Annotated in this window: 16 protein-coding genes and 3 tRNA genes; 10 read left to right on the top strand and 9 right to left on the bottom strand. The window is 71.5% G+C overall.

Features of this window, described 5'->3' with window-relative positions:
* Window positions 1-55 precede the first annotated feature (55 nt).
* The 3 genes from H0487_RS01945 (at window position 56) to H0487_RS01935 (ending at window position 13,998) form a co-directional block, all read left to right on the top strand.
* A complete protein-coding gene (locus tag H0487_RS01945) occupies window positions 56-814 on the top strand; it encodes a GTPase domain-containing protein (RefSeq protein WP_183092540.1) in 759 nt (252 codons plus the stop codon).
* Window positions 815-858: 44 nt separating this feature from the next.
* Window positions 859-3,675: a LuxR family transcriptional regulator gene (locus tag H0487_RS01940; protein ID WP_183092539.1), complete on the top strand. Its 2,817-nt coding sequence runs from the start codon at window positions 859-861 to the stop codon at window positions 3,673-3,675.
* 168 nt (window positions 3,676-3,843) lie between these two features.
* Window positions 3,844-13,998 carry an HYR domain-containing protein gene (locus H0487_RS01935; RefSeq protein WP_183092538.1) on the top strand — a complete coding sequence of 3,385 codons (10,155 nt, stop codon included), beginning with the start codon at window positions 3,844-3,846 and terminating at the stop codon, window positions 13,996-13,998.
* A 35-nt stretch (window positions 13,999-14,033) separates the two neighbouring features.
* Here H0487_RS01935 and H0487_RS01930 read toward each other — a convergent pair whose 3' ends face one another.
* Window positions 14,034-14,225, bottom strand: coding sequence for a hypothetical protein (locus H0487_RS01930; RefSeq protein WP_183092537.1), 192 nt, complete (start codon window positions 14,223-14,225; stop codon window positions 14,034-14,036).
* Between the two features lie 123 nt (window positions 14,226-14,348).
* Window positions 14,349-14,422 (bottom strand) — tRNA-Phe (locus H0487_RS01925).
* A 116-nt stretch (window positions 14,423-14,538) separates the two neighbouring features.
* Here H0487_RS01925 and H0487_RS01920 point away from each other — a divergent pair.
* Window positions 14,539-15,789 (top strand): MCE family protein, encoded by a 1,251-nt coding sequence (locus H0487_RS01920; protein ID WP_183092536.1) that lies wholly within the window; start codon window positions 14,539-14,541, stop codon window positions 15,787-15,789.
* 3 nt (window positions 15,790-15,792) lie between these two features.
* Here the strand turns inward: H0487_RS01920 and H0487_RS01915 are convergent, their stop codons facing one another.
* Window positions 15,793-17,322 (bottom strand): cellulase family glycosylhydrolase, encoded by a 1,530-nt coding sequence (locus tag H0487_RS01915; protein ID WP_183092535.1) that lies wholly within the window; start codon window positions 17,320-17,322, stop codon window positions 15,793-15,795.
* 110 nt (window positions 17,323-17,432) lie between these two features.
* Here H0487_RS01915 and H0487_RS01910 point away from each other — a divergent pair.
* Together H0487_RS01910 and H0487_RS01905 are read left to right on the top strand one after the other, a co-directional pair.
* A tRNA-Glu gene (locus tag H0487_RS01910) sits at window positions 17,433-17,505 on the top strand.
* Between the two features lie 95 nt (window positions 17,506-17,600).
* Window positions 17,601-17,677 (top strand) — tRNA-Asp (locus H0487_RS01905).
* A 69-nt stretch (window positions 17,678-17,746) separates the two neighbouring features.
* Here the strand turns inward: H0487_RS01905 and H0487_RS01900 are convergent.
* Complete coding sequence (locus tag H0487_RS01900) at window positions 17,747-19,174, bottom strand: NAD(P)/FAD-dependent oxidoreductase (RefSeq protein WP_183092534.1); 1,428 nt, start codon at window positions 19,172-19,174, stop codon at window positions 17,747-17,749.
* Window positions 19,175-19,275: 101 nt separating this feature from the next.
* Between H0487_RS01900 and H0487_RS01895 the strand changes: the two genes are divergently transcribed.
* Complete coding sequence (locus H0487_RS01895; RefSeq protein WP_183092533.1) at window positions 19,276-19,632, top strand: metallopeptidase family protein; 357 nt, start codon at window positions 19,276-19,278, stop codon at window positions 19,630-19,632.
* Here H0487_RS01895 and H0487_RS01890 read toward each other — a convergent pair whose 3' ends face one another.
* The 3 genes from H0487_RS01890 to H0487_RS01880 are packed head-to-tail and all read right to left on the bottom strand — an operon-like array spanning window position 19,633 to window position 21,334.
* On the bottom strand, window positions 19,633-19,962 hold the full coding sequence (locus tag H0487_RS01890; protein ID WP_183092532.1) for a fluoride efflux transporter FluC: 330 nt from the start codon (window positions 19,960-19,962) through the stop codon (window positions 19,633-19,635). It abuts the gene before it with no gap.
* A complete protein-coding gene (locus H0487_RS01885) occupies window positions 19,959-20,357 on the bottom strand; it encodes a fluoride efflux transporter FluC (protein ID WP_183092531.1) in 399 nt (132 codons plus the stop codon). Before H0487_RS01885 ends, H0487_RS01890 begins: the two co-directional genes overlap by 4 nt.
* The gene (locus tag H0487_RS01880) at window positions 20,354-21,334 is read right to left on the bottom strand and encodes an ATP-binding protein (RefSeq protein ID WP_183092530.1); all 981 of its coding nucleotides are present in this window, start codon (window positions 21,332-21,334) and stop codon (window positions 20,354-20,356) included. The genes H0487_RS01885 and H0487_RS01880 overlap by 4 nt, the downstream gene beginning before the upstream one ends.
* Window positions 21,335-21,558: 224 nt before the next feature.
* On the opposite strand from H0487_RS01880, the gene H0487_RS01875 reads away from it, so the two are divergent.
* On the top strand, window positions 21,559-23,043 hold the full coding sequence (locus H0487_RS01875) for an NAD(P)/FAD-dependent oxidoreductase (protein WP_183092529.1): 1,485 nt from the start codon (window positions 21,559-21,561) through the stop codon (window positions 23,041-23,043).
* Window positions 23,044-23,055: 12 nt separating this feature from the next.
* Here the strand turns inward: H0487_RS01875 and H0487_RS24105 are convergent, their stop codons facing one another.
* Window positions 23,056-23,727, bottom strand: coding sequence for a PaaI family thioesterase (locus H0487_RS24105; protein ID WP_183092528.1), 672 nt, complete (start codon window positions 23,725-23,727; stop codon window positions 23,056-23,058).
* Window positions 23,728-23,750: 23 nt separating this feature from the next.
* Between H0487_RS24105 and H0487_RS01865 the strand changes: the two genes are divergently transcribed.
* A complete protein-coding gene (locus tag H0487_RS01865; protein ID WP_183092527.1) occupies window positions 23,751-24,329 on the top strand; it encodes a GNAT family N-acetyltransferase in 579 nt (192 codons plus the stop codon).
* Here H0487_RS01865 and H0487_RS01860 read toward each other — a convergent pair.
* The gene (locus tag H0487_RS01860) at window positions 24,265-25,098 is read right to left on the bottom strand and encodes a hypothetical protein (RefSeq protein WP_183092526.1); all 834 of its coding nucleotides are present in this window, start codon (window positions 25,096-25,098) and stop codon (window positions 24,265-24,267) included. The genes H0487_RS01865 and H0487_RS01860 overlap by 65 nt on opposite strands.
* A 135-nt stretch (window positions 25,099-25,233) precedes the next feature.
* Between H0487_RS01860 and H0487_RS01855 the strand changes: the two genes are divergently transcribed.
* The gene (locus H0487_RS01855) at window positions 25,234-25,629 is read left to right on the top strand and encodes a Fur family transcriptional regulator (protein WP_183092525.1); all 396 of its coding nucleotides are present in this window, start codon (window positions 25,234-25,236) and stop codon (window positions 25,627-25,629) included.
* Window positions 25,630-25,658 lie beyond the last annotated feature (29 nt).

Below are 25,658 nucleotides of genomic sequence, written 5' to 3'. Positions count from 1 at the left end.
CACTCTGCACCCGCGAGGCCGCTCCCGTCTCGATCTGTCGGGTACGTTCCCCTCCATGAACGACCGGCGATCCCGCGGCGGACTGCGCGCCGTTCCCGAGGCGTTGGCGCGTGGCCGTGAACGGATCGCCGGGACGTTCCGGCACCGCTACCCGATGGTGGCGGTCACCGGCATGACCGGCGTGGGCAAGAGCGAGCTCATCGACCACCTCACCGGGCACCCGCAGCCGGGGGGAGTCCCGGAGTCCGGATCGGCGGTCATGGAGCGGCGGGTACGCCGCGACCGCCGACTGCGGGGCTTCCGGTTCTGGGTCGTCCCGGGCGAGAACGCCGCGACCCGGCTCGGTGCGCTCGACGACGTCTTCCACGACAACCCCGTCGACGGGGTGCTCCACGTCGTCGCCAACGGCTACGCCACCGGGCGCCGGACGGCCGGTACGACGGGCACCGTCGACGCCGACCGCGAGGAGCAGCTCGCCCGCGAGCTCGAGGACTGGACCGTGACCGCCCACCGGATCGCCTCGATGGCGGTGCGCCGCAACCACCCGACCTGGTTGATCGTCGTGGTCACCAAGGTCGACCTCTATCCCGACGACGTCGACGAGGTCGTCCGTTCCTACTCACCCGGCAGCGGCACGCCGTTCGGCGACCGCCTCGACGAGCTCCGCGCGCTCGCCGGCGGCGCGAAGCTCTCGGTCGACGTGCTGCCCGCCTGCAGCCACCTCGACAAGGGGAGCAAGGTCAGCGGCAAGCGTCGCGACGCCTACCTCGCCGCCGTCGAGGCGCGGATGGCCCAGCTCGCCGGCCACGTCTGACGCCGTCCCGTCGTACCTGCCGCCTCGGTCGCACGATCGGTATCGTGTTCGAGGTGACAGCCGCGGGGTCCGACTGGGCGCGAGTGTCGGCGTCGTCCGCCGACGACCTGTGCGGCCGCGACCCGGAGCTGGCGGTGATCGACCAGGTCGTGGTCGGCGCGAACCCGGGTTGCCTGTTGGTGCGCGGTCCCGCAGGCATCGGGAAGTCGACGCTCGTGGCGGTTGCGGTCGGCACGGCTGCGGCAGCGGGGAGCCGGGTGCTCAGCGTGCGAGCGGCCGCGGTGGGGGCGGACGTGCCCTTCGCTGCGGCGCGGGTCCTGCTCGAGCCCGCCTACCGCGACCGCGAACGCGACCGTGTCCGGCGGCAGGGCCCCGCCGACCTCTGCCGGTCCGTGTTCGACCCGACGCTGACTGCTGACCCGTTGCCGGTCGCCGACCGTGCGGCGGCCGTGAGCCACGGGCTCACCTGGTTGTTGTTCGACTGGCTCGACGGACGTCCCGCGCTCCTGGTGATCGACGACCTGCACCTGGCCGATCCAGCGACCGTCGCCTTCGTGGCCCGGCTGGTGGAGCAGGTCGCCGGCACCTCGGTGAGCATCGTCGCCACCGCGCGCTCCGACGCGCCGGTCCCCGAGCTGCTCCAGACCGGGATCCAGGTCCTTGACGTGGGCCCGTTGCCGCCGGAGGGTGTCCGCGACCTCGTCCGGGCCCTGGTGCCGACCGCCACCGACGACGAGATCCGTACCTGTGCGGCCATCACGGGCCGCAACCCGCTGTTCGTGATCGAGGCGCTGCGCGCGCCTCACCCGCCCCTCGGGCCGTCTGCGTCGGGACCGCAGACCTCGTTCCTGGCGTCGGTCGCCCGGAGGTGGGAGGGGTTGTCGGCCGAGGAGCAGAAGGTGGGGGCCGTGGTCGCCGTGATCGGTCAGGGAGCCGGGCTCGCCCTCGTAGCTGCCGTGGCGGAGCTGTCGCCGGAGCAGGTCACCACCGCGGCCGAGGCGCTGAGCGCCGCGGCGCTCCTGACGCCCGCGATGCCGCTCGCCATCGGCCACGTCCTGGTGCAGGAGGCGATCCTCGCCGCGGTGCCGCCGCCGCGCCGGGCACTGCTGCGGATCCGGACAGCGCAGGAGCTCGCCGCCACCGATGTCGAAGCGGCGGCGCGCCAGCTGCTCCTCGCCGAGGGCGAGCACACGACGTCGTGGGCGGCGGGCGTCCTCCAGGCCGCCGCGTCGGCCGCACTGCGGCGGGCGGCACCGGAGGCAGCGGCGACGTTCGCTCGAGCGGGTTGCGGTGGCGGCCAGGGGACGCCCGCTGTCCGGGCGCTGCTGGCCCGTGCCGAGTCGATGGCGGGCGCAGCCGGGGCGCCGGACTCGATCAGGTCCGCGCTGGAGGACCTGCCGGAGGACGAGCGGGCGGAGAAGTCGCTCACGTACGGGGTGCTCCTCATCGACTCGGGCCGGCCCGACCTGGCCCACCGGGTCTTCCGCCGAGGGCTTCGTGCCGTCGGTACGTCGACCGCCGACCAGAGGACCGCGCGCGTCCTCCGGGCCGCGATGGCGATCACGGGAGACTGGAACCCCAGGTCCGCCGAGCTCGGCGACCTGGACGCCCTGGTCGAGCGGGCGCTCGCCGGGGAGGCGACCAACCCCGAGCGGATGCTCATCGCGCACGCCGCCCTGGACCGCGCGATCCTCGGTCAGCCGTCGTCGGAGACCGTGCGTCTGGCCGAGGCGGCGCTGCTCGGGGGCGAGGCCGTCGAGCTCTCCGACGTGTTCGACGTGGGTGCGGTGACCTTCGGCGCCCTGGCCCTCCTTCCGTGCGGCGAGCACGACCGCGCGTCCGCGGCCGTCACCCCGCTCATCGACGACGCGGCCCGTCGTGGCGGCGCGATCTCCCACGCCTCGGCGTTGCACGTCCGCTGCCACGCCCATCTCCGCGCCGGTCGGCTCGGGGATGCCGCGGACGACGCCCGGGCGGTCATCATGGCGGCGGACCAGGGCTGGGAGGTCGCGCGCCCGTCCGCCCACGGCGCTCTCGCTGCGGCGCTCAGTGCCGCGGGAGACCTCGACGGCGCGCGGGCGGCTCTGTCGTTGTGCGGTGACGAGGCGAGGTGGCGTGAGGAGTTCACCTGGGCCGACTATCTCGAGGGGCGGGCGGCCTTCCGGCTCGCCCAGGGTGACGTCAGCGGCGCCCTGGCGGATGCGACGGCCGCAGGTGCTCATCTCGACGTCTTCGGAGCCGACCACGACGGGACGGTGCCCTGGCGGTCGGTCGCGGTCGACGCGGCGCTGGCGGTCGGAGACCGGGACCGCGCCCACGGCATCGCCGAGGCGGGGCTGGTGAAGGCGCGCACCATCGGTGCCGCCGACGTCCTCGGATCAGCGTTGCGCCAGCTGGCGCTGGTGGTCCGGGGTCGCCCCGCGATGGAGCTCCTCGACGAGGCTGTCGACGTGCTCGCCGCCAGCCCGGCCCGGCTGGCGCGGGCGCGAGCCCACCTCGATCTGGGCGAGATCCTGCTCGAGCAGGGCAGCGCTCCGGCGGCGCGCGAGCCGCTCCGCGTCGCGCTCGACCTCGCCCATCACCACGGCGCGCGACCGATGCAGGAACGCGCCTATGCCCTCCTGCGCGGAGCGGGCGCGCGCCCCCGCCGTACCCAGCTCGCCGGGGCCGCCGCACTGACCGCCCGGGAGCGGACCGTCGCCGAGATGGCGGCCGTGGGTGCGAGCAACAGCGAGATCGCCCTCGTCCTGCTCATCTCGCCCAAGACCGTCGAGGCCCACCTGGGCCGGTGCTTCGACAAGCTCGGGGTGAGGTCGCGCCGCGAGATCGCGGGGCGACTGGCCGATCAGCAGGTCGATTGACCTGGCGCAACGACCCAAAACCGAGGGGAATCCCCCAATAGACAGGGCTCCTGGGCCAGACCTAGATTCGCCGTGAGGTCGAGAGGTCGCCCCGCTCCGGGTGGCCCTCCGCTCCGGGGCCTCGGACGATTCCGAACGACGACCGAGCATGCCATGGGGGGCTGAGCCGTGCGATCGATCGACCCTCGCGACCGCCGGGCGCGAGGTCGTGCATCGGCGCTCGGGCTCCTCGTCGGCGGGATGCTCGCCTCGATCCTCGTCGTGGCCACCCCGGGGCGGGCCGCAGCCACCGCGTTCGTGGAGGTGACGTCGACCGCGGACAGTGGACCCGGCTCCCTGCGAGAAGCGATCGTGACGGCGAACGCGGACCCGGACACCACGACGATCGACCTGCCCGTGGACAGGGTGACCATCGCGATCATGACCGCCCTGCCCGAATTCACCGCTCCGGTGATCCTCAGGATGAAGGGTGCGACAGTGCGCGCCGAGGGCGCGATCGCCTACGGGTTCGTCATCGGACCCGGCGCCGCCGGGTCGCGGATCAGCAACGGCATCATCAACAACTTCGCCGACGCGCAGATCAAGGTGATCGGCACGGCGACCGGGGGCGCGGAGTCGGACGTCAGGTTCCTCGACGCCGGTGTGACGGACGCAGGGTCGGCCGGCGCGGCGTTCATCGAGAGCCAGGGCGCCAACCTGGTGGTCGGCAGCCTGTTCGCCAAGACGGGCATCGGTCCCCTGGTCCTGACGACGGAGCACCCCACGGCTCCCGGTTCGGTCGTGCTGGACGACGGGTTCCGCTGGGACGGCGCCGCGACCGGCTCCAGCCCGCACCTGGCGCACGACAACATCGCCATCGACAGTCGCCACGGGGAGATCAGGATCACCGCTGGCGGGCTGATCGAGGACGGCGGGATCGTGCAACGGGTCCCGGCGGACCCGTCCCGGACGCCGCGGCTGGACCTCGACTTCGTGGATGTGTTCGCGGCCCCGGGCCAGCCCGCCATCGACCTCCGGTACGGCGACCTCGAGCTCAACGGGGCTTTCCTCGAGGGGGCGCCCCCGCTGCGGATCACCCGCACCGGGTTCCGGGGAGTCGTCGGTGCCCGCCTGGTCGACACGGGCGAGGCGGTGCGCGAGACGACGTACCTCTCGCGGGGGACCGACATCATCGAGTACGTCGACAGTCCCCCGCCGCGGACCGCCCAGCTGAGCGTGGTCAACCAGGAGGAGGGGAATTGGGCGTTCGGCGTCGCAGTCGAAGGCCTGGTCCCCTTCCAGCAGGCCCGGGTGGTGATCGGGTCCGTGCCCGAGGGCGGGTGCACGGACTCGTTCCGCGACGAGGCGTCGAACTCGATGGAGATCGACGGGGACGGTCTCGGCGCGACCGGGTTCACCTACGACGAGTTCGAGAGCTCGCTTCAAGCGGGCGACCTCGTCCGGGCGATCGTGCTCGCGCCCCGCGGCGGCGAGCCGACCGGGGAGAACTACCTGCTCCCCGTGCTCACCAACTGCGTGCGGCTGGAGTCGCCCCCGCCACCGCCGCCGACCGAGCCGCCGCCGGTGATCTTCCTGCCGGGCATCCTCGGCTCGGAGATCTGGTGCGACAAGCCCAACGGGGATCGGGAGCGGCTCTGGTTGCGCATCCCGGCGGGGACCGACGACTTAGGGCTGCAGCCGGACGGCGACACGAGCACGTCGGCGAACTGTTCGGATGTCGGCCCCGTCGACGCCGAGTTCGACCCGGACCACGTCACGCCCCCCGACGGGTCCGGGGTCGTCGAGTGCGTCCTGCGCGTGGTCGTCTGCCTGAAGGACGTCTATGGCGAAGGGATGAGCCGGATGCGGGCCCTCGTCGGTCCGGAGAACTTCTACCCCTTCGGGTGGGACTGGCGGAAGGACACGGCGCACTCGCTGGCCCGGTTGGACGCGTTGATCGACCGCGCACGGCAGGAGACCGGGGCCAGCAAGGTCCAGTTGGTCGCGCACTCCTACGGTGGGCTGCTCGCCCGCGACTACGCCTCGGACCCTGAGCGGCGGGCGAAGCTGGCCCGGGTCACCACCGTAGGCACGCCGTACCTCGGCGCGCCGAAGTCGGCCTTCCCCCTGATCACCGGGACCGAGATGCCGGGCGACTTCTTCGGGCTGGAGCTGGTCTTCGGCGGCACCGAGGCGATGCAGCGTCAGGCGCGCACCAACCGAGGATTGTTCAACCTCTGGCCGGCGCCGTCGCTCGGCAGCTGGCTCTCGGTGCAGGAGGGCGTCAACGAGACCCCGCTAGAAACGGACCAGATCGCTCAGGTGATCGCCAACGCCGGCGGCACGGAGTCGATGTGGCGCGCTGCTCAGGCGAAGCACGACGCGACCTGGAGCCGTCTCGACGTCGGCGAACTGCCGTGGCGGATCGTGGTGTCGAGCGGGAAGGCGACCGTGCGCAACATCGCCTTCGAGGACGCCGCCGCCGAGGGATTCCAGGGACTCTTCGGCGACGACCTCGCGCACCTCCGCTTCGAAACAGGCGACGGGACCGTCCCGCTCAGCTCGCAGACATTGCGGAGCTCGCTCGGCCAGACCATCCCTGGCACCTACTCCGACGTCAAGGTCGTCAACCTGTGCGACCTCGAGCACGCCGCGGAGATGGCAGCCGAAGCCCTCTACGAGCGGCTCGACGACTGGTTCCTCCACGGAACCGAGCCGACAGCCGGGGCCTCCTGTCCGCTCCAGGGCCGGGCGGCCGTGGTCGAGGCGACCAACGCCAGGTTCTCCCTGGTGAGGGAGTTCGATGGTGATCCGCCGCCGGTCGACCCGAGCGGGCCGGTGGACATCCTCGATGCAGAGGAGGCAGGCCTCGTCGACGTGATCCGGTCCGGCGACAAGGCCTTCGCGGTCCTGGACCCGGCGCTCGGTGACCTCCGGATCGAGGCGATCCCCGGCGAGGAGATGACCGTCCGGTTCCTCCGGGTCGATGCGGAGACCCAGACCCAGCTCGGGCCGACCCTGACCACGACGGGTGCGGTTGCGGTCACGCCCAACGGCGAGGGCACCCAGATCGCCGAGGCCCCGCCGTTGGGGCCCGGCCCGGCCGAGTTCGCCGCCGACGAGCTGCTCGCCTCGCTCGACGACCTGGACCTGGCCCTGCCGGACCTGTTCTCGGCCTTCGACCTCCCCGACGACGGGGCGGTGATCACCAACGAGCTCGCCTCCCTCCTCGGCCTGGGCGAGGAGGCGATCTCCGAGGCCCTCCAGCTGCCGGCCCTTCCCGAGGGATTCGACCCGGAGACCGCCACGCTCGACGCGATCGCGGACGCCATCGAGGCCCAGGACTGCACGATCGACTTCCTCCGTGGTGGCGCGGGCGGGCGCACGACGGCGCCGGGGGAGAACGACGTCCTCCAGGCGCGTTGTCTGCGCACGCTCGAGGACCTCGAGGCAGTCGCCGGGGAGGGGCCGTTCGAGTACGACACCGCCGACTTCCTCGAGTCGCTCGGCGGCACTCTCGGGCTCGGCGCCGAGGGCGCGTGGGACGCCGACCTGACCGTGACCCTCGTGTTCGGGGTGGACCTCCCCGCTGGTGGGGACCCCGGGGGCTTCTACCTGCACCGCGACACCGGCGCAGAGCTCGAGGTCGGGGGCGAGCTCACCATCGACGGACTCAGTGCCGAGGGTCCACTTGCCCCGGAGGGGACCGTCAACGGCGGCCTCAGCGTGACCGCCGGGCCGAACGGCGGTCCCGCTCGGATCCGGGTCGCCGGCCTCGGAACGGCCTGGCAGGCGACGGCCCAGGGCTCGGCTTCAGCCGACCTGACCCTTCCGTTCCCGGGTGGGTCCCTGCGGTGGCAGGGCGCCTGGGAGGTCAACGACGGCGGGGCCACCACCACGGAGCAGACGTTGACCGGGACCGTCGAGATCCCCGGCGCGACCGATGGCGACGACGAGCCGGTCTCCCTCGTCCTGGCCGGCACCCAGGTCGCCGAGGGCTGGCGGATCACCGGCGAGCTCGACTCGCCGGAAGGCGCGACCTTCGCCGGGTTCGAGCTCAGGGCGCTGGATGCGGACTTCCTGGCGACCGACACCTCGTTCACCGGCGGAGCCACCGCCCGGGTCGTCGTACCGGTCGGTGACTCCTCGATCACCGCCGACGTCGACTTCGACCTCGGCGTCGACCAGGCCACGATCGACGTCGTCGCCACCTCGCCCGAGCTGGAGCTCTTCGACGGGGCGGTGTCCATCACCGACGTCGACCTGCACCTGACGGGTCAGGTGGGCACGACGACGTCGCTCACCGGTGAGCTCACCGGCGGCATCCTCACCGCGCTGGACGGCGACCTCGTCGTGGACAGCTTCACCGCCGCACTCGGCTCCGAGGGTCAGTTCACGGTCGAGGCCGACACCGTCGAGCTGTCCCTCGGGGACGGCACCGTCATGGTCACCCTCGACGCGACCTCCCTGTCATTCGGGCCCGACGCGAGCGGCGCCCTGCTGAGCGTCGAGACCGCGACGGGCGTCGTGCCGGGCCTGTCCAACCTCACCGTCTCGGTCACCGACCTCGTCGTCCGCCGCGACGGGACCTTCGAGGTCGGCACGATCACGGCCAGCGCGACCGACCTGCCGACCCTGGAGCTCGGCGGCTTCCTGGCGGTGACGCTCGCCCAGGTCGAGGTCACCATCGATCCGGACACCTTCGCCGTCACGCTGTCGGCGCGCGGCTCGATCGACTTCGACAGCCTCGACGGCTTGCCTTTCACGCCGATCGTCCGCGTGGGCGACCAGGCCGTCGACCCGGACGAGCCCTCGACGAACGCCTTCGACTTCACCGTGCGGATCGAGGACGGCGAGTTCGTCCCCGTCGACTTCGGCCCGATCGTGCTCGGGTGGGAGGACCTGGAGGTCAACGGCCACGTCCTCGACGGAGAGATCGAGCTCGGCGGCTTCCAGGACGGCGAGCCGGTCCCCGACATCTCAGGCCGGTTCGGCATCTCCGGAGGGCAGTTCGGCGACGGCCTCACGGTCGACATCGACGGCACCCACGACGAGAGCGGCCGGCTCGACCTGGACGGCAGCCTGAGCCTGCCGCGGTTGGGGTTCTCGGCGTTCACCCTGACCGACGTCGAGCTCACGGCGGGCGTCACCCTGCTCGAGACGGCCGACGGCCTGGCCTTCCTGCCGCGCCTGGACTCGGTCGGCGTCGGCCGGATCGACGTGTCGTTCGGTGGGTTCGCCACCGCATCGGCGAATAACGTCGAGCTCGTCGACTTCTTTCCCGCCCCGGGGGAACCCCTGGTCGAGTTCGGCGAGGACGGCCTCAGCGTCGACTTCGGCGACGCCGAGGACCTCGGCGACCTCGAGGAGCTGGCCGGGTGGGAGGGCTCGGTCTCGAACTTCGCTTTCGGCGCCGACTTCGTGCCCTACGCGCTGGCCGGATTCGGCGTCGACGTGACCTTGCCGCCGACCACCCGGTTCGACTTCCCCACCTGGCTCCCGATCGAGATCCGTGAGGCGGGGCTCCGGTTTCCCGGGATCGCCTCGGACGACGACGGCGCCGTCCTCGGCGGGTTCGAGATCGCCGACCTGGCCGACTTCGCGGTTCGGGTGTCCCTGACGCTCGCGGTCGACCCGCCGGGCGCCGGGAACTTCGGTCTGGAGGCTTCGGTCGACGGGCTCGAGATCGACATCGCCAAGCTCGTCGCGGGCGAATTCCCGATCACCAACCTCGAGGCGATCAGCGCCGAGGTGCCGGCGTTCGAGTTCAAGGGCCTCGAGGTGGGCGGCGCCCTGTCGGTGGGCGTGCTCAGCCCCGACCTGCCCGGCGGCACGCCGGAAGGTGGTCCGGACGAGGAGGCCTTCTACCTGCGCATCGCCGGGCAGTTCAAGATGGACAGCATCGGTGCCGGGGTCGACCTGGTCGTGACCGAGTACGGCCCGCTCATCGCCGAGGTGACCGCGCCGCTCGGCATCCCGATCGACCCGTCCGGCCTGATCCTGGCCTCGGTGACCGGCGGGATCAGCTTCGGTGCCCGGTCACTGCCTGACCCGGATCCTGACGACCCGCAGGCGCTGCTCGACATGCCTGCGTTCGACGACCTCGGTGACGTCAAGGTGACCAAGGAGCGCCTGGAGGAGCTGATCCGCCCCGCTCTCGCGGCAGAACGGCCGACCTGGGAGACCGGCGCCTCGCTCTACCTGACGGGCCACCTCACCCACCTGGCGATGCCGATCATCAGCGGGGACGTCTCGCTCGGTGCGTCCTACGGGAGCGACGGTGAGCTGGACGTGCTGCTCAAGGGTGAGGCGGAGCTCTACGGCATGCCGCTCGGCGAGGGCGGGTTCCGGCTCGACCTCGGCGACCCGATCGCACCGGCGTGGCAGTTCGCGTTCGCGTCCCCGCCCCCGGCGAGCCCGATCGCCTTCCTCATGCCCGGCCGGGTCGACCTCGGCGGCGTCCTGCGCACCGACGGCCTCGCGCACGGCACCGTCCTCGGGCTTCGGGGGCTGTTGAACGGACTGCGCACGGGGGCCGTCACGGTCACCGAGGTCCAGACGGTCTTCGACCGGGTCGCCGCGTCGTTGGAGGACAACCGCGTGAGCTCGTTGGACGGGTTCCCGCTTCGTCCGTTGACGAAGGCGGTCCTCGACTCCAACGGCGACGGAACGGTGAGCACCGTCGAGCGGCGCCGAGTGATCACCCGGTCGGTCTTCCTCTCGCGAGTGCTGGCCCTGATCCCGACTCCCACCGGCGCGAGCATCGCCAAGGCGGTCACGAACGGCCAGCACCTCCTCTTCGAGCTGACCTCGGCCGCCGCCGACCCCGAGTCGGTGCTCGACCTGGTGGCGTTCCAGGACGCTCTGGTCGGAGCCGTCCGAAGCGCGGTCGTCCGCGCCGGCCAGGAATTCCTGCGGGTCGCCGACCCCGTGCTGGTGATCGAGGGTGCCTTCCAGCCGCAGATCCTGGGCATCCCGCTCGGGGCAGCGAGCGACAGCGCCGCACTGCGGATCGACAAGGGCGGGCTCGAGGTACGGGTGTCGACGAGCTTCAAGGTGTGGATGAACCGGATGTCCAACCTCGCGACGGTCGGGGCGGTGGGACCGCTCGTCGACCTCGCGCTGCTCGGGGTCCCCGAGGACCGGGTGACCATCGCCGCGGACCTGCCGACCGGCAACCTGCTGCGCGCGCTGATGGACGGCGCTGCGTCACCGGCGGCCCAGGCCGCTGCATCGTCGTGGGGCGTCACCATCGAGGGCGAGCTCGGTTACTTCGGGCTGAAGTTCGTCGAGCTGTCCGGCATGCTGGTCCCACCGGGCAACGAGCAGTTCGTCCGGAGCAAGAGCCAATTGCTGTTCGACGGGCAGCGGTTCGACCCGACCGACGTGAACCGTCCGGTGCCGCTCCTCCAGCGGCAGCACTTCGACAACCTCGTCGACGTCGGCGGGCTCGTGCTGACCGGTGGCCTCCAGGCGCCGAAGCTGGTCACCGACCCGGTCGGCCTGTTCCGCGAGCTCGACCTCGCCCCACCGGACGACCCGTTGCAGCTCCCGACGTGGCTCGGGGAGCTCGCCGGGACGCTCGGCCAGATCGACTCGCCCGGGCTGGTCCAGCTCTACCTGCCGCCGCCCCTGGAGGCCGACCGCGGCCACGTCGTCGGTCGCTGGGACTCGCGGATCCTGTCGCTCCCGATCTCCTCCGGCGAGTTCGCTCTCGACAACGGTGGTCTCGACGTCACGGGACGGCTGCCCGCGCTCGGCCTCGACGGCACCCTCCGGATCCTCCCGCCGCGCAAGAGCGGAGCGGCGATCGGCCTGCCGCGGCTCTCCCTGGACGTCGCGGTCGAGCCCGCCGTCCTCCGGCAGATGCTGCTCGACCTCGGCGTGCCGGCAGGCGCGATCCCCGACCTCTCCGGCCTGCCCACCGGTCAGGTCCAGGTCTACTCCCCGGGCTTCGACCCCAAGTCCACGCTCGCGGACGGCAGTCCGGACCTGCTGCGCCGCAACGGCGGGATCAAGGTGCTGGCGCGGCTCAAGATCCCCGGCGTCGGCACCGAGGCGCTGTTCCGCCTCGACGTGGCCATGGGCGCCGACGGCACCCCCTCCTCGGTCACGGGGACCGCGAGCCTGAACGGCGGCACCCTCGGCCCGCTCACGTTGCATCAGTTCACCGGCACGGTGCGGATCGACGACGCCGGGTTCAACGCGCACGTGTCCGGCAGCGGCACGGTGTTCGGCAACACTGTCGCTGTCGAGGGCGACCTGTCGGGCGACGGCTTCGGCCGGCTGGTGCTCTCGATCGACGACGACGGTGTGGACCTGAGCGGCTTCAGCCTCACCGGGTCGCTCGTCGCTGTTCGCGACGCCGTGGGCACCCGGGTCGAGGTTGCCGGGAGACTGGCGCTTCCGTCCTGGCTTTCCAGCGCCTCGGAGCGAGCCTCCGTGGCGGTCAACGGCAGCTTCGACTCCGCCGGGAACGCGTCGTTGACGATCGCCCTGCAGAAGATGCAGTTCGGTGCTCTCGCGATCACCGGGACCTTCACGTTCGACCGCACCAACGGGGTGGTCAAGGTCGGGGTGGTGGGCGGGTCGGTGCTGGTCCCGGGGACCAACCGGACGGTCAGCGTGAACGGCTTCCTCTCCTCGGTCGGACTGGGCAACCTGTCGATCGCGACGAACGGGCCGTTGACCTTCAGCGGCAAGCCGTTCACGATCGACGGCACCTTCGGGCTCAGCCGCGTCGTGGAGTCCGGCTCGGTGGTGACGCGGGTGCGGGTCACCAACGCCGACTTCCTGTGGAAGGACCTCGGCACCTTCACGGTGACGCGCTTCGACGTCGCGTCGAACGGCTCGGCCACCGTGGTCCTGCCGGCGCGCTCCTTCACCCTGCCCGGTGACGCCCGGCTGAGCCTGCCGTCCGTGGACTTCCGGATGGACGCCGGAGGAACCAACGCGCGGCTGTCCCTCGGCGAGTCCCGGCTGGAGATCCCGGGTGTGGCTCCGGACTGCGTGCGGTTCAAGGGCACCTGCAAGATCGACTCGGTCGACCGGCGACTCCGGCTCCCGGCGTTCACGGTGAGCACCGGCGACTTCACCCACACGCTGCTCGACGGGTCCTTCGACCTCGGGCCCCAGGTCAAGGTCTCCGGAAGGCTGGTCTTCGAGAAGACCGGCAACGTCTTCGGTGTCCGCATCACCGGCCCGTCGGCTGGTGTCGCGGCCCGCGTGCAGGTCGGTGACCTGTTCGACGTCGGGATCGGGGCCGTCGTCCTCAAGACCGACGGCTCCATCCTCATCGACGTGAACGCACCCGTCCTGGGCACGGCCGTCGTCGGGGTCCGGCACGCGCGGCTCAAGGTCAAGCGCGATCCCGGTCTGCTCGGCGCGCTGAGCGTGCGGCTGGACGGCGGGCAGCTCTACCTGCCGGTCGGCGCGCCGATCGACCTGCCGAGCGTCGACTTCTCCGCCGAACTGACGTTCGCCCACGAGCTCACGTTCGGCCTGGACCTCGGGCCGGCGTTCAAGGTCTCCTCGGCGACCTACGCGCTCGGGCTGGACGCCGACGGCGTCCTCTCCCTGAAGCTCGCCGAGGGCACCCCGTCGCTGACCGCGCTGGCCGGCAGCGTGAACATGAAGCTGGTCAAGCTCGACATGCGCTCCGACGGCACCGTCGACCTCGACGTCAGCGGGCGGCTCAACCTCTTCGGCCACAAGCTGGCGCAGGCGACCCTGGACGTCGACCTGGTGGACGGTGTGCTGGTCGTCAAGATCGACGACGTCGGTCTCGACCTCGGCTTCGTCGCCTTCGAGGCGTCCGGGACCGTCCGGAGCAACGGGCGGTTCGTTGTCTCCGGCAGCTTCGGGGCCACCTTCGGGGTCTGCCCGGTCGGCTGCCTCCGAGGCTCCGTCGCTGTCACCGTGTCGTCGACCTCTGGGATCTCGGGGGCGTTCGCCGGGCAGGTCTGCGGGTTCGGAGCCTGCGCCGGGGGCTCGGGGAGCCTGACGTCGTACGGACGGCTGCGCGGGTGTGCCTTCATGCCGTTCGGCCGTCACTGCGAGACCGTCGAGCTGGGTGACGGGCAGCCCGACGAGGTCGCGCCGACGTTCGCACAACCCTCCGGCAGGACCGTGCGTCGCGACGTGGTCGGCGGCTCGGACCGGGTGGTCTACCCCCAACCGACGGCGACGGACGAGTCCACCGCCACGGTCGCCGTCACCTGCACCCCCGCGTCCGGCTCCACGTTCAACGTCGGGACCACCACGGTCACCTGCGTGGCCCGGGACAAGGCGGGGAACACGACCACCCGCTCGTTCATCCTCCACCTGATCGACACCTTCCCCTGAGCGGGGGAGTCAGGAGTCCGGGTCAGGGCAGCGGATCAGGGCAGCTGGGCGCCGGGGAGGACCGCCGACACGAACAGCACGCTCGAGGTGAGCAGGCAGAAGCCGAGCATCCCGTCGACCTGGGCGCGGATCGTCCCGTGGGCCGCCGCGAGCCGCCAGGCGGTCATCCCCATGGTGATGCCCAGGAGCAGGCCCGTGTACAGCACGAGCTCGGTGACGTCGGTCATCGGGTCCTCCTGGTCGGCCGGTGGTGGTCCTGTGACGTCCTAACGAGCAGGAGGCGCGGACGGCACGCTCGGAAAATGACGAACGCCCCCTGCCGGTGACCCGGTGGGGGCGTTCGTGCTCGGTGGGCAGGGGCGGGGTCGAACCGCCGACCTATCACTTTTCAGGCGATCGCTCGTACCAACTGAGCTACCTGCCCGAGCAGTGGCACACCTTACCGGAGGTCCGCCCGACTGACGAAAGCGACGACACCAGGTGAGCCAACTCACGGGGGGTTCGTCACCGCTGTCACACCGCCTGTGTGACAGTTCTCCTGTGATCACCCGCCGTACGAAGATCCAGCTCCTGGTCTTCGCGATCATCACGCTGCTCGGCGTGACGTTCGTCGGCGCGCGCTACGCCCAGCTCGACCGGCTCATCGTCGACCAGTCCTACACGGTGATCGCCCACTACCCGGAGTCCGGCGGCATCTTCGCCGGCGGCGAGGTGACCTACCGCGGTGTGGGCATCGGCAAGGTCGACAAGCTCGAGCTGACCGACGAGGGCGTCGACGTCTACCTCGAGATCGACAACGAGTGGGACGAGATCCCGGCCGACACGCTGGCGCTGGTCGGCAACCGGTCGGCCGTCGGTGAGCAGTACGTCGAGCTGCAGCCCAACACCGACAGCAAGCCCTTCCTCGAGGAGGGCTCGGAGATCACCGAGGTCGCCACCCCGATCCGCACCGAGGTGCTCCTCGGCGACCTGGCCCGGACCGTCTCCAGCGTCGACCAGGAGGCCCTGCGCGTCACGGTGCGCGAGCTCGGCCTCGCGTTCGACGGCACCGGCGAGGACCTCCAGCAGATCATCGACACCGGCAACTCGTTCGTCGAGACCGCCAACGACAACTTCGACATCACCACGGCTCTGATCCGCGACGCCAACACGGTCCTCCAGACCCAGGTCGACTCCTCGAGCGCGCTCCGCACGTTCGCCTCGGAGCTGAGCGTGTTCTCCCGCGCGGTGGTCGGCGCCGACAAGGACCTGCGCAAGGTCATCGACAGCGGCTCGTTCACCGCCAACCAGCTGCGGACCTTCCTGGAGCAGAACCAGGCCGAGCTGTCCGACCTGCTGCGCAACCTCATCACGACCGGACGGGTCGTCGTGGCCAACCTCGACGGCGTCGAGATGCTGTTCGTCCGCTACCCCGACCTGCTCGAGGGGTCGTTCACCGTCATCGACGCGAACCCGACGACCGGCCTCTACGAGACCCATGTCGGGCTCATCATCACCACCCAGTCGCCGTGCTACGAGGGCTACGAGGGCACCGAGACCCGCAGCCCGTCCGACGTGGAGGAGCTGGAGCTCAACAAGGACGCGCGGTGCACCGAGCCGCCGACCAAGAGCAACGCCCGCGGCTACCAGAACCTCCCGCGCCCGGTGCCGCACCTCGGCACCTTCGACGCCGGGACCGGCGAGATCACCTGGGGGGCCTCCGCGCCCGAGCGGCCGCGCGACATCGCGCCCCCGCGGCTCGGCGAGGACTCCTGGAAGTGGCTGTTCCTCGAGCCGCTGCTCGGCCGCTGATCCTCAGCCGGCGGGGGTGACGGTCACCGTCACCGTCGTGGCGCCGGCCCGTTGCGCCACGCGCAGGACCCGCTGGCCCGCACCCGAGACGACCCGCCCGCCCTCGACGGTGACCCGGTAGTCGTCGCCGTAGGTGTGCCGCGGGAGGAAGACCGTGGACACTGCGCCCGCGTCGTACCGCCCCTCGGCGCCGGCGCGCTCGGTCGACCAGCGGGCCGTGAATACCTCGGTGCCGCGGTCGAAGCGCCACTCCTCCGGCGTCCCGGCGACCATCAGCGGGTGCGGGGTCACGACCGCCCGGAGCTTGTCCCAGTCGACGTTCTCGCCCACCGGCGGCTTCGCCGGGTCGTAGACCAGCGCCTGCTCCTCGCCGTTGCCCTCGCCCTCCGTCGTCGGGTCGCCGCACCCGCAGTAGGCCCAGTACTGCCAGCCGGTGCGGTGCTCGGCCGCCGTGTCGACCACGGAGTGCAGGCGGTCGAGGTTGGTCGTCGCGCCGAACTCGGTGAGCAGCGGCGGGTGGCCGGTCGCCGCGACGTGCCGCTCGAGGTTGGCCCACACGACCGTGTCGAAGGGGTCGCACACCGGCTGCACGTCGGTCACGAGGCAGTAGTTGTGGAAGGAGAACCCCAGCCGTCGGCCGTGCGGACGGACCGTGGTGGCGACGCCGTTGTTGAAGAGGACGTAGGGCTCGTAGTAGATCGTGGTCCGCCGGTCGACCGCCCGCACAGCGTCGATCACCTTCTGCTGGAAGGCCTCGAGCCGTGCGTCGAGCAGCGGGCAGCCCGCTGGCACGCAGGTGGCGTAGAGGGTGCCCGGCCACGGCTCGTTGAACAGGTCGAGGCCCAGGATCCGCGGCGTCGACGAGAAGAACTGAGCGACGTGTGCCCAGGCGGCGGCGTAGTGGTCCTGGAGGCCGACCCCGTCGGAGGCCGGGACGTTGGCCCAGAAGTTGTCGTAGGCGCGGTTGAGGCCCAGGTTGACGAAGTAGTTGTTGGGGAAGCCGACGGCCGGCTCGGCCGGGACGCCGTCGTCGACGACCGCCCAGGTCGGGGCGCCCTCGCCCTGGAAGCGCTCGTGGTAGAGGTCCTGGTGGAAGTCGAGGAGCACCCAGAGGCCCTCGTCGGCGAGGATCTGGGCGGTGCGCCGGACCCGGGCGAGGTAGCGGTCGTCGTACACGCCCGGCCGGGGTTCGACGGCCCGCCAGATGAGGCCGAGCCGGACGCTCGTGAAGCCCTGGCGCACCAGGAACCGGGCGTCGTCCCGGCCGAAGCCGGTGACGTCGGGCGCGTAGGGCTTGAGCTTGTAGACCATGTTGATGCCGTGGGTCACCAGCACCCGTCCCTGGGGGTCGAGGACCCAGCGGTCGTGCACCCCGGCCCGGCTCGCCCGGGGCGGCGGGGAGGGGAGCTGCTCGGCAGCGGCCGCCGACGGCGCGTCGGGGACGGCACGGGTCTCGACGACCACCCCCAGGGCGGTGAGCGCCGTGACGGCGGCGAGCGAGGCGAGGACGGTGCGGATCCGGGCTGCAGGCACGTAGGGGGAACGCGTTCTCGCGGGCGTGGTTACGCGGCCCGCGGTTAGGTGCAGGCCCCACCCCCACCACTATGCTGTCCGGGCTGCGCACGGCCTGTCCGTCGCGGCGGGCCCCCTTCGTCTAGCGGCCCAGGACCCCGCCCTTTCACGGCGGTAGCGCCGGTTCGAATCCGGTAGGGGGTGCAGTGGGAACGGTTCGCTCCTCAGCAGGCCCCTCGATTGGGACCAGACGGAGGGCATGGGTTAGAGTTCCCACCGCTTCACACGGTGAAGTTCCTGGCCCCGTAGCGCAGTTGGTTAGCGCGCCGCCCTGTCACGGCGGAGGCCGCGGGTTCGAGTCCCGTCGGGGTCGCCACATCGTTCAGCCCCTGCCGATCGGCAGGGGCTGAACGCATTTCCGGGACCGGCCCGGCCCCCGGCGGGGCTACGCGCCGGCCGGGACGCCGCGCTGCTTCTCGTCGGTGAGACGGGCCTGCTCGGCTGCCTGCTGCTCCAGCTCCACGCGCACCCGGTTCCAGTCCTCGGGGTCGGAGGCGAGCGACTTGGTGCCGCCCTCGATCCGCTGGATCGCGCGCCGCGCATACACCTGCTGCTCGGTGACGGCCCGCTCCGCGCGGCCCCTGCCGAGGAAGCTCACGAACCAGTGGCCGAGCGCGGTCACCCGGTTCTTGAAGCCAGTGAGGTACACCAGGTGCAGGGCCAGCCAGGCGAGCCAGGCGACGAAGCCGGCGAGCCGGAACTTCTTGACGAGCACCACCGCGCTGAAACGGGAGATGGTCGCCATCGAGCCCTTGTCGAAGTACTTGAACGCCTGCTTGGGCGCGCGCCCGCTCAGCCGGCCGTCGATCTGCTTCGCGGCGTACTTCCCGCCCTGGATGGCGACCTGCGCGACGCCGGGCAGGTTGTCGAGCGCCATCATGTCGCCGATGACGAAGACCTCGGGGTAGCCGGGCAGCGTGAGGTCGGGGTTGACGCTGATCCGGCCCGCCCGGTCCAGTGGCGCGCCGGTCTGGTCGGACAGGGTCCGGGTGAGGGCGTTGGCCTGGACGCCCGCCGCCCACACCTTGCACGCCGCCTCGACCCGCTGGGTCGTCCCGTCCTTGAACGCCAGGGTCACGCCGCGCTCGTCGAGCTCGGTGACCATCGCGCCGAGGACCACCTCGACGCCGTGCTTCTCCAGCGACTTCTTGGCGATCTCGCCGAGCTTGGAGCCGAACGGCGGCAGCACCTGGGGGGCGGCGTCGACGAGGAGCACCCGCGCCTCACGGGTGTTGATGGCCCGGAAGTCGTGCCGCAGCACCCGCTGCGACAGCTCGGCGATCTGGCCGGCCATCTCCACGCCGGTCGGGCCGGCCCCAACGACCACGAAGGTCAGCTGGCGGGTGATCTCCTCCTCGGTCTCGGCGAGCTCGGCGAGCTCGAACGCGCCGAAGATCCGGCCACGTAGCTCGAGGGCGTCGTCGATGCTCTTCATGCCGGGCGCGAACTCGGAGAAGTGGTCGTTGCCGAAGTACGACTGACCGGCGCCTGCCGCCACGACGAGCGAGTCGTACTTGGTGACCGTGATCCGGCCGCCGATGTGCGAGCTCACCGTCTGCGCGGTCAGGTCGACCCCGTCGACGGTGCCGAGGATCACCCGCACGTTCTTCTGCTTCGCCAGGATCTCCCGGGTGGGTGGGGCGATCTCGCCCTGAGACAAGATGCCGGTCGCCACCTGGTAGAGCAGCGGCTGGAAGAGGTGGTGGGTCGTGCGCGAGATGAGCGTGACGTCGACGTCCGCCCGCTTGAGCGCCTTCGCGGTGAACAACCCGCCGAACCCTGATCCGATGACGACGACGTGATGCCTGGCCATGTGAGTCCTTCCGCCGGTACCTGCGACTGGCAGTCTGCCGAAGATCGCGCCGTCGCGGGGACGGGTTCGAAGTCCGGAGACGGAACTGTCAGGATCAGCGGGTGCCCGTGGTGATGAGTCCCGAGGAGTTCGACGCCCTCGTCGAGGAGGCTCTCGACGCGATCCCTGACGAGATCGCGTCCCTCGTGCGCAACGTCGTGGTCCTCGTCGAGGAGGAACCGCCCGAGGACGAGCCCGACGACCTGCTCGGTCTGTACGACGGTGTGGCGCTGACCGAGCGGGACGGCTCCCTGATCCCGCAGCTGCCCGACCGGATCTTCCTGTTCCGCGGTCCGCTCCTCGACATGTGCGAGGACGAGGCGGACCTGGTCGAGGAGATCCGGATCACCGTCGTCCACGAGATCGCCCACCACTTCGGCATCGACGACGACCGGCTCCACGACCTGGGCTACGCCTGATCAGCTGGTGACGGCGAAACCCAGGGCCGCTGCGCCGAGCCCGAGCCCGAGCGTGAGGGCCGCGTAGGTCGCTCCACGGCGGGGCCCGTGGTCGCGGGTCTGCACGGCGAACGAGGAGTACGTCGACATCCCGCCGCAGAAGCCGACGCCGAGGAGGGCGAGCGCGTCGCCGGTGAGCGCCCCGCCGGTGCACATCCCGAGCAGCAGCGAGGCGGCGACGTTGACGGCGAGCGTGCCCCAGGGGAGCGCGGCGTCGTACCGCGAGCTGAGGAGGTAGCGGACCGGAGCGCCGACGAACGCTCCGAGGGCCACGCAGAGGGTCTCGGTCACCGTTCGGCCTCCGGCGGGAGCGCCGGCGCGAGCCGGCCGACGACGATCACCGCGGCGAGCGCGGCCGCCAGGCTGCCGGCCAGGTAGGAGGCGGCGAGCACGGTGTCGCCCGAGGCGAGCAACGAGCGGCCCTGCTCGCTGGTCGCCGAGAACGTCGTGAACCCACCGAGGACGCCCGGTCCCAGCGCGGCGGTCCACACGGGGGAGCGGCGCACGGCCGGCAGGAGCTCCAGGCCGGCCAGCAGGAGGCTGCCGGCGACGTTGATGGCGAAGGTGGTCCACGGGAACCCGCCGCCGTCCGGCACCGCCTCCCCCAGCCCGTACCGGAGCACGGCCCCGACCGCGCCGCCGATCGCCACGGCCAGCAGCAGCCGTGGTCCGGGGGGAGGGGTCACGAACGGATCGTAGGACGATGCTCGATGTCGCCCGCCCACGGCTGCGGCGCGGCGCCGGCGGCCTGGCGGCGGAACTCGCTCAGGAACCAGATCTGGAAGGCGCGTTGGTCCGGGGCGCGGGGTGCGGTGAGCAGCCGCTCGGCACGGCTGAAGTCGTCGGCGGCGTCGAGCAGGTCGATGAGCTCGCCGATCTGGCGGGCGACGTGAGGTGGCATCCGGAGCCGGAGGTCGACCTGGTCGCGCCCCGCCTCCCGGGCGTCGTCGACCTGCTCACGGCCCATCTCGGCGCGCAGGGGGCGCTCGAGGGCGTTGAAGTGCTCGGACAGCACCTTCGCCAGCGGGTAGTCGTCCTCGTGGGCCAGCGCCAGCAGCCGGATCTCGCGGCGCAGGTCGCGGTAGTGGCGCTGGAAGCGGGAGAACGCGTGGACCGGCACCCCCATCACCTGGATCGCGACCTCGCCCAGCCGGGTCCGCAGCTCGCCGCTGTCGGTGGGTGCCATCAGCTGGAACTCCGCACCGGCGTCGTCGGAGAACTCCGTGGCGGGTTCGAACCAGACCGTCTTGCCGTCGTCCTCGATGACCGCGCCCCACGCGACACTCGCGCGGGACACGATGTCGAGCCCCCGCCCGAAACCGGTCAGGGCGGTGATGTCGAACTCGTCGCTCGACGCGGAGTCGAAGGCGTCGAGGTCGAAGGCGTCGAGGTCGATGCCGCCGGCGACCGATCCCGGTTGCGGCGGTACGACGGACGCGTCGGAGACCTCGATCCGCGGGTGCTCGGGCGTTCCGCGCAGCTGGAGCCGGATGGGCGGGTCGGCATGCAGCACCGCGTTGGTGACGAGCTCGGAGACCCCTAGCTCAGCGCACTCGGCGATGTCGTCCCGACCGATGTCGCCGCAGATCCGGACCGCCCAACGGCGTGCCTCCTGAACGCCACGGGGACCCGTGGTCAGCGTCAGGACCTGCCGGTGCGGCAACGCAGAACCCCTTCCTGTCCTCCTGCGCCCGAGATCTCGGTGGGTGTCGACCCACGCATCCCCGGGGGAATACCCACGCCTTGCCCGGGCCAAACCACGGATCGGAAGGTAATCGTTCGGGCACCTGTGACGCAGGAGACACCCGCAGACGGGGTCGGCCTTTTGGGGGCCGGTCGCGGGGCACGCGAGGATTGGAGCGACCCCGAGGTCACAGGAGGCACAAGATGACCGAAGCGACCACGACGCTCGACCGCACGCGCGTCCCGCGTTCCGACCGCCATCAGGTCGTCGTCATCGGCTCCGGGTTCGGCGGGCTCTTCGGCACCAAGGCCCTCCGCAAGGCCGATGTCGACGTCACGATGATCGCCAAGACGACCCACCACCTCTTCCAGCCGCTGCTGTACCAAGTGGCGACCGGCATCCTCAGCGAGGGCGAGATCGCCCCGCCGACGCGGGAGGTGCTGGCGAGCCAGAAGAACGCCCAGGTCCTCCTCGGCGAGGTCACCGGCATCGACCTCGACGCCAGGACGGTCACCTCGCACGTCCTCGGCCGCGAGCTGACGACGCCGTACGACTCGCTCATCGTGGCGGCTGGAGCCGGGCAGTCGTACTTCGGCAACGACCACTTCGCCGAGTTCGCGCCGGGCATGAAGAGCATCGACGACGCCCTGGAGCTGCGCGGCCGGATCTTCGGCGCCTTCGAGATGGCGGAGCTGGGAGCGGCCCGGGGCGAGAACGTCGACCACCTGCTGACGTTCGTCGTCGTCGGAGCCGGCCCCACCGGTGTCGAGATGGCCGGACAGATCGCCGAGCTCGCGCACCGGACCCTCACCCGCGACTTCCGGGCCATCAGCAGCCACCACGCCCGCGTGATCCTCGTCGACGCCGCGCCGCAGGTGCTGCCGCCGTTCGGCGCCCGCCTCGGCACGTGGACCAAGCGGAAGCTCGAGGACCTCGGTGTCGAGGTCATGCTCGGCGCGCTGGTCTCCGAGGTCGACGAGCGCGGTCTCGTCGTCAAGTACAAGGACGGCCGCGAGGAGCGCATCTCGGCGGTCACGAAGGTCTGGGCGGCCGGCGTCCAGGCCAGCCCGCTCGGACGGATGCTCGCCGAGCAGACCGGGGCGCCGCTGGACCGGTCGGGCCGGATCGGGGTCAACCCGGACCTCACGCTGCCCGGCTACCCCGAGGTCTTCGTGATCGGCGACATGATCGCCCTCGACAACCTCCCCGGCGTCGCGCAGGTCGCTATCCAGGGGGCAAAGTACGCCGCCAAGGAGATCGACGGCCGGCTCAAGGGCAAGGCCCCGCAGTCCGCGTTCAAGTACTTCGACAAGGGCTCGATGGCGATCATCAGCCGGTTCCGCGCGGTGGCGGTCGTCGGCAAGCTCCGACTGACCGGCTTCCTCGCGTGGCTGATGTGGCTCGCCGTCCACCTCGTCTACATCACCGGCTTCAAGAACCGCGTCACCGCGGTCCTGCACTGGCTGGTGTCGTTCCTCGGCCGCGGCCGGTCGGAGCGCACCTCGACCGAGCAGCAGATCTTCGCCCGGGTGGCCCTGCAGCGCCTCCAGCGCGGTGCGAGCGACCTGGTCTCGCGTCCCGGTGAGTACGACGCCGAGGCCGAGCGCCGCCGTCGCGAGGAGCTCGAGGAGCAGGCCCTCGAGGAGGTCCGCCTCACCGACCAGCAGGTCCGCGGCCTGAAGGTCTGAGGTCGCGGCGGGTCACCCGGCCTCGGTCGCCTCGGCAGCGGCCTGCCAGGAGTCGAGGTCGCGGGCCCAGCGAGGCAGGATGAAGATGCCCTCGGCCTCCGCGGTGACGGCACCGTCGGCATCGAGCATCCGGCCCTTGCCCCACGTCTTGATGCCGTCGCGCCGGTCCACCCAGGCCTCGCAGCGCAGGTCGCCGAGGGGGGTGCCCTGCCGGTAGACGATCGTGAGCGTGCCGGTCATGCCGGGGCGGCCGCTGGTGCTCACGGCATGGCCGAGCACCTGGTCGAGCAGCAGCGAGATGACGCCGCCGTGGACCAGGCCCGGCGGGCCCTCGTAGGCGGCGCCGAGCCGGAAGTCGCTCCAGGCCCGCCCCTCGCCGTCGCTGCGGATGTCGAGCGGCGGGGCGATCGGGTTGCGCAGGCCCATCACGGCGTTGCCCCAGTTGCGGCCGCGGGTGCCGTTGGGCCGGAAGCGGACGCCGTACGGACCGGGCATCTGGCGGGCACGGAGCCGTTCGACGATCGCCTCGATCTCGGCCTGGGCCTCGCGGACGACCTGGGGCTCGGCCTCGGTGCGGATCGTGACGTCGACCAGCGCGCGCACGGCATCGGTGAACGGGGTGAAGAGCGCGGCCTCGGCGGCGATCTCCTCGTCGGTCGCGGTTTCTTGCTGGAACGCGGTCACCTGATCAGGGTAGAACAGGTTCTATGACCACACTCGTGCTCCCCGACCTCCGATGGTTCCCCGGCTGGGCGGCGACCGTGGCGGACTTCGGCGGGAAGAACATGCACGGGTCAGGCGACTGGAACCTCGACCAGCCGCTCGAGCCGACCGAGGAGTCGTGCCACGCGTTCATGGCTGCACTCGCGGCCAGTGCGCCCGGCGACCCGGGCGGTGGCAAGGTGCCGTCGACGTACTACTGGATCACCGCGGAGGACGGTGGCCCCGACGACGAGGTGATCGGGTTCCTCAACCTCCGGCACGACCTCAACGACTTCCTGCTCGAGGAGGGCGGGCACATCGGCTACTCGGTGCGCCCGGCACGGCGGCGGCAGGGACACGCGTCGCGCGCCCTCGGGCTCTCGGTCGCGGCGGCCGGCGCGCTCGGCATCGACCGCGTCCTCCTCACCTGCGACACCGACAACGAGGCCTCCGCGCGCACGATCGAGGCCAACGGCGGCGTGCTGGAGGACGTCCGCAAGGGCAAGCGGCGCTACTGGGTCACCGTGCCGTCGTCGCAGCGTCGCTCCGGAGCTCGGGGCGGAGCCGCTGGAGGACGGCCATGAAGTGGAACGGGTCGACGAGGTTCTTGTCGATGATGAGCAACGGCTGGTCGTGGCGCTCGACGAGCACCTTCCAGCCGCGCTGGCCGGCCTGGCCCTCCACGAGGATCGGGGTGTAGGGACTGGCCAGGTCGACGATCTCGAACTTGCCGTCGCGGATCAGCTCCAGCTGGCCACGGATCACCGCCATCTCGGTGACGGTGGTGGTGGCGCGCACGGCCCACACGATGAGCGTGATCACGGCGAGGAGCACCAGCAGGCCCCACATCATGGTGGTCCGCTCCCGATAGGCGAGGTACGCCGTCCCGGCCGTGACCGCGGCCGTGAGCCCCACGAAGATCGACATCAGCCGCCGCGGCAGCACGATCGGCTTGAAGACCGCGTTGGTCGAACGGTTGGCGATCAGCTCTTCCTCGTGCGCGGCCGTCGAGGCGTACGGCGAGCGCCGGCCGGGCTGCGAGCCCGGGCGCGGGGGCGGGGTCTTGAAGTCCTGCTGCGGGGCGTCGGTGGTGGCCTCGACGGCCCCCGGTGACGACGCCTCGTAGGGCTGCGGCCACGCCTTCGCGATCGGCGGCTCCGGCGCGACGAGCGCCTCGAGCACGTCCTTGCCGGCGTCGCGCGCGTTGGGCACGCTCAGGCTCCGCGGGTCCACCGTGCCCGGTGGGTCCTCGCGGTGCTTTCCCCCGCCGACGGGGTCGCCCATCTCGCCGGCATACGTCGCCCGCTTCGCCAACCATCGTCGGATGGCGTCGGTGTCCGCGCCGAAATCCATCTCGCCAAGGTCTCCCACGACGAGGCCTCCCTTCCTCCCAGGAGCGAATGTACGCCAGGAACGGACGGCGCACGGGCAGTTCCCTCGCGTCGGGCGATAGATTGAGACCGATTCTCAACCTTGAGGAGGTGTCGGGTGACCGAGCCGCCGACGACGCTGCGGCCGACCCGCCAGCGCCGCGCGATCACCGAGGCGTTGCACGGTGCGACCGACTTCCAGACCGCGCAGGACATCCACGACACGCTGCGGCACTCGGGGGAGAAGGTCGGCCTCGCAACGGTCTACCGCACCCTCCAGGCGATGGCCGAGAGCGGCGAGGTCGATGTCCTCCAGAGCCCGACCGGCGAGTCGTCGTACCGCCGTTGCAGCACCGAGCACCACCACCACCTGGTGTGCCGATCGTGCGGCCGCACCGTCGAGGTGACCGGCCCCGCCGTCGAGACCTGGGCCGACGCCGTCGCCCGCGAGCACGACTTCGCCGAGGTCAGTCACAGCCTCGAGCTCTTCGGCATCTGCGCCGACTGTCGCTGACGCCGGAGCCCCAAGGGAGCAAGGGGGCC

Origin of the sequence: Nocardioides stalactiti (genome assembly GCF_014180715.1) — a bacterium.
GTDB classification, from domain to species: domain Bacteria; phylum Actinomycetota; class Actinomycetes; order Propionibacteriales; family Nocardioidaceae; genus Nocardioides; species Nocardioides stalactiti.
This window is presented reverse-complemented; position numbering and strand designations above follow the sequence as displayed.

Excerpts from the sequence above, each read along its gene's own strand:
- H0487_RS01860 (WP_183092526.1), bottom strand. The coding sequence starts at position 25,098 with ATGGATTTCGGCGCGGACACCGACGCCATCCGACGATGGTTGGCGAAG.
- H0487_RS01875 (WP_183092529.1), top strand. The coding sequence starts at position 21,559 with ATGACCGAAGCGACCACGACGCTCGACCGCACGCGCGTCCCGCGTTCC.
- H0487_RS01900 (WP_183092534.1), bottom strand. The coding sequence starts at position 19,174 with ATGGCCAGGCATCACGTCGTCGTCATCGGATCAGGGTTCGGCGGGTTG.
- H0487_RS01865 (WP_183092527.1), top strand. The coding sequence starts at position 23,751 with ATGACCACACTCGTGCTCCCCGACCTCCGATGGTTCCCCGGCTGGGCG.
- H0487_RS01930 (WP_183092537.1), bottom strand. The coding sequence starts at position 14,225 with ATGACCGACGTCACCGAGCTCGTGCTGTACACGGGCCTGCTCCTGGGC.
- H0487_RS01945 (WP_183092540.1), top strand. The coding sequence starts at position 56 with ATGAACGACCGGCGATCCCGCGGCGGACTGCGCGCCGTTCCCGAGGCG.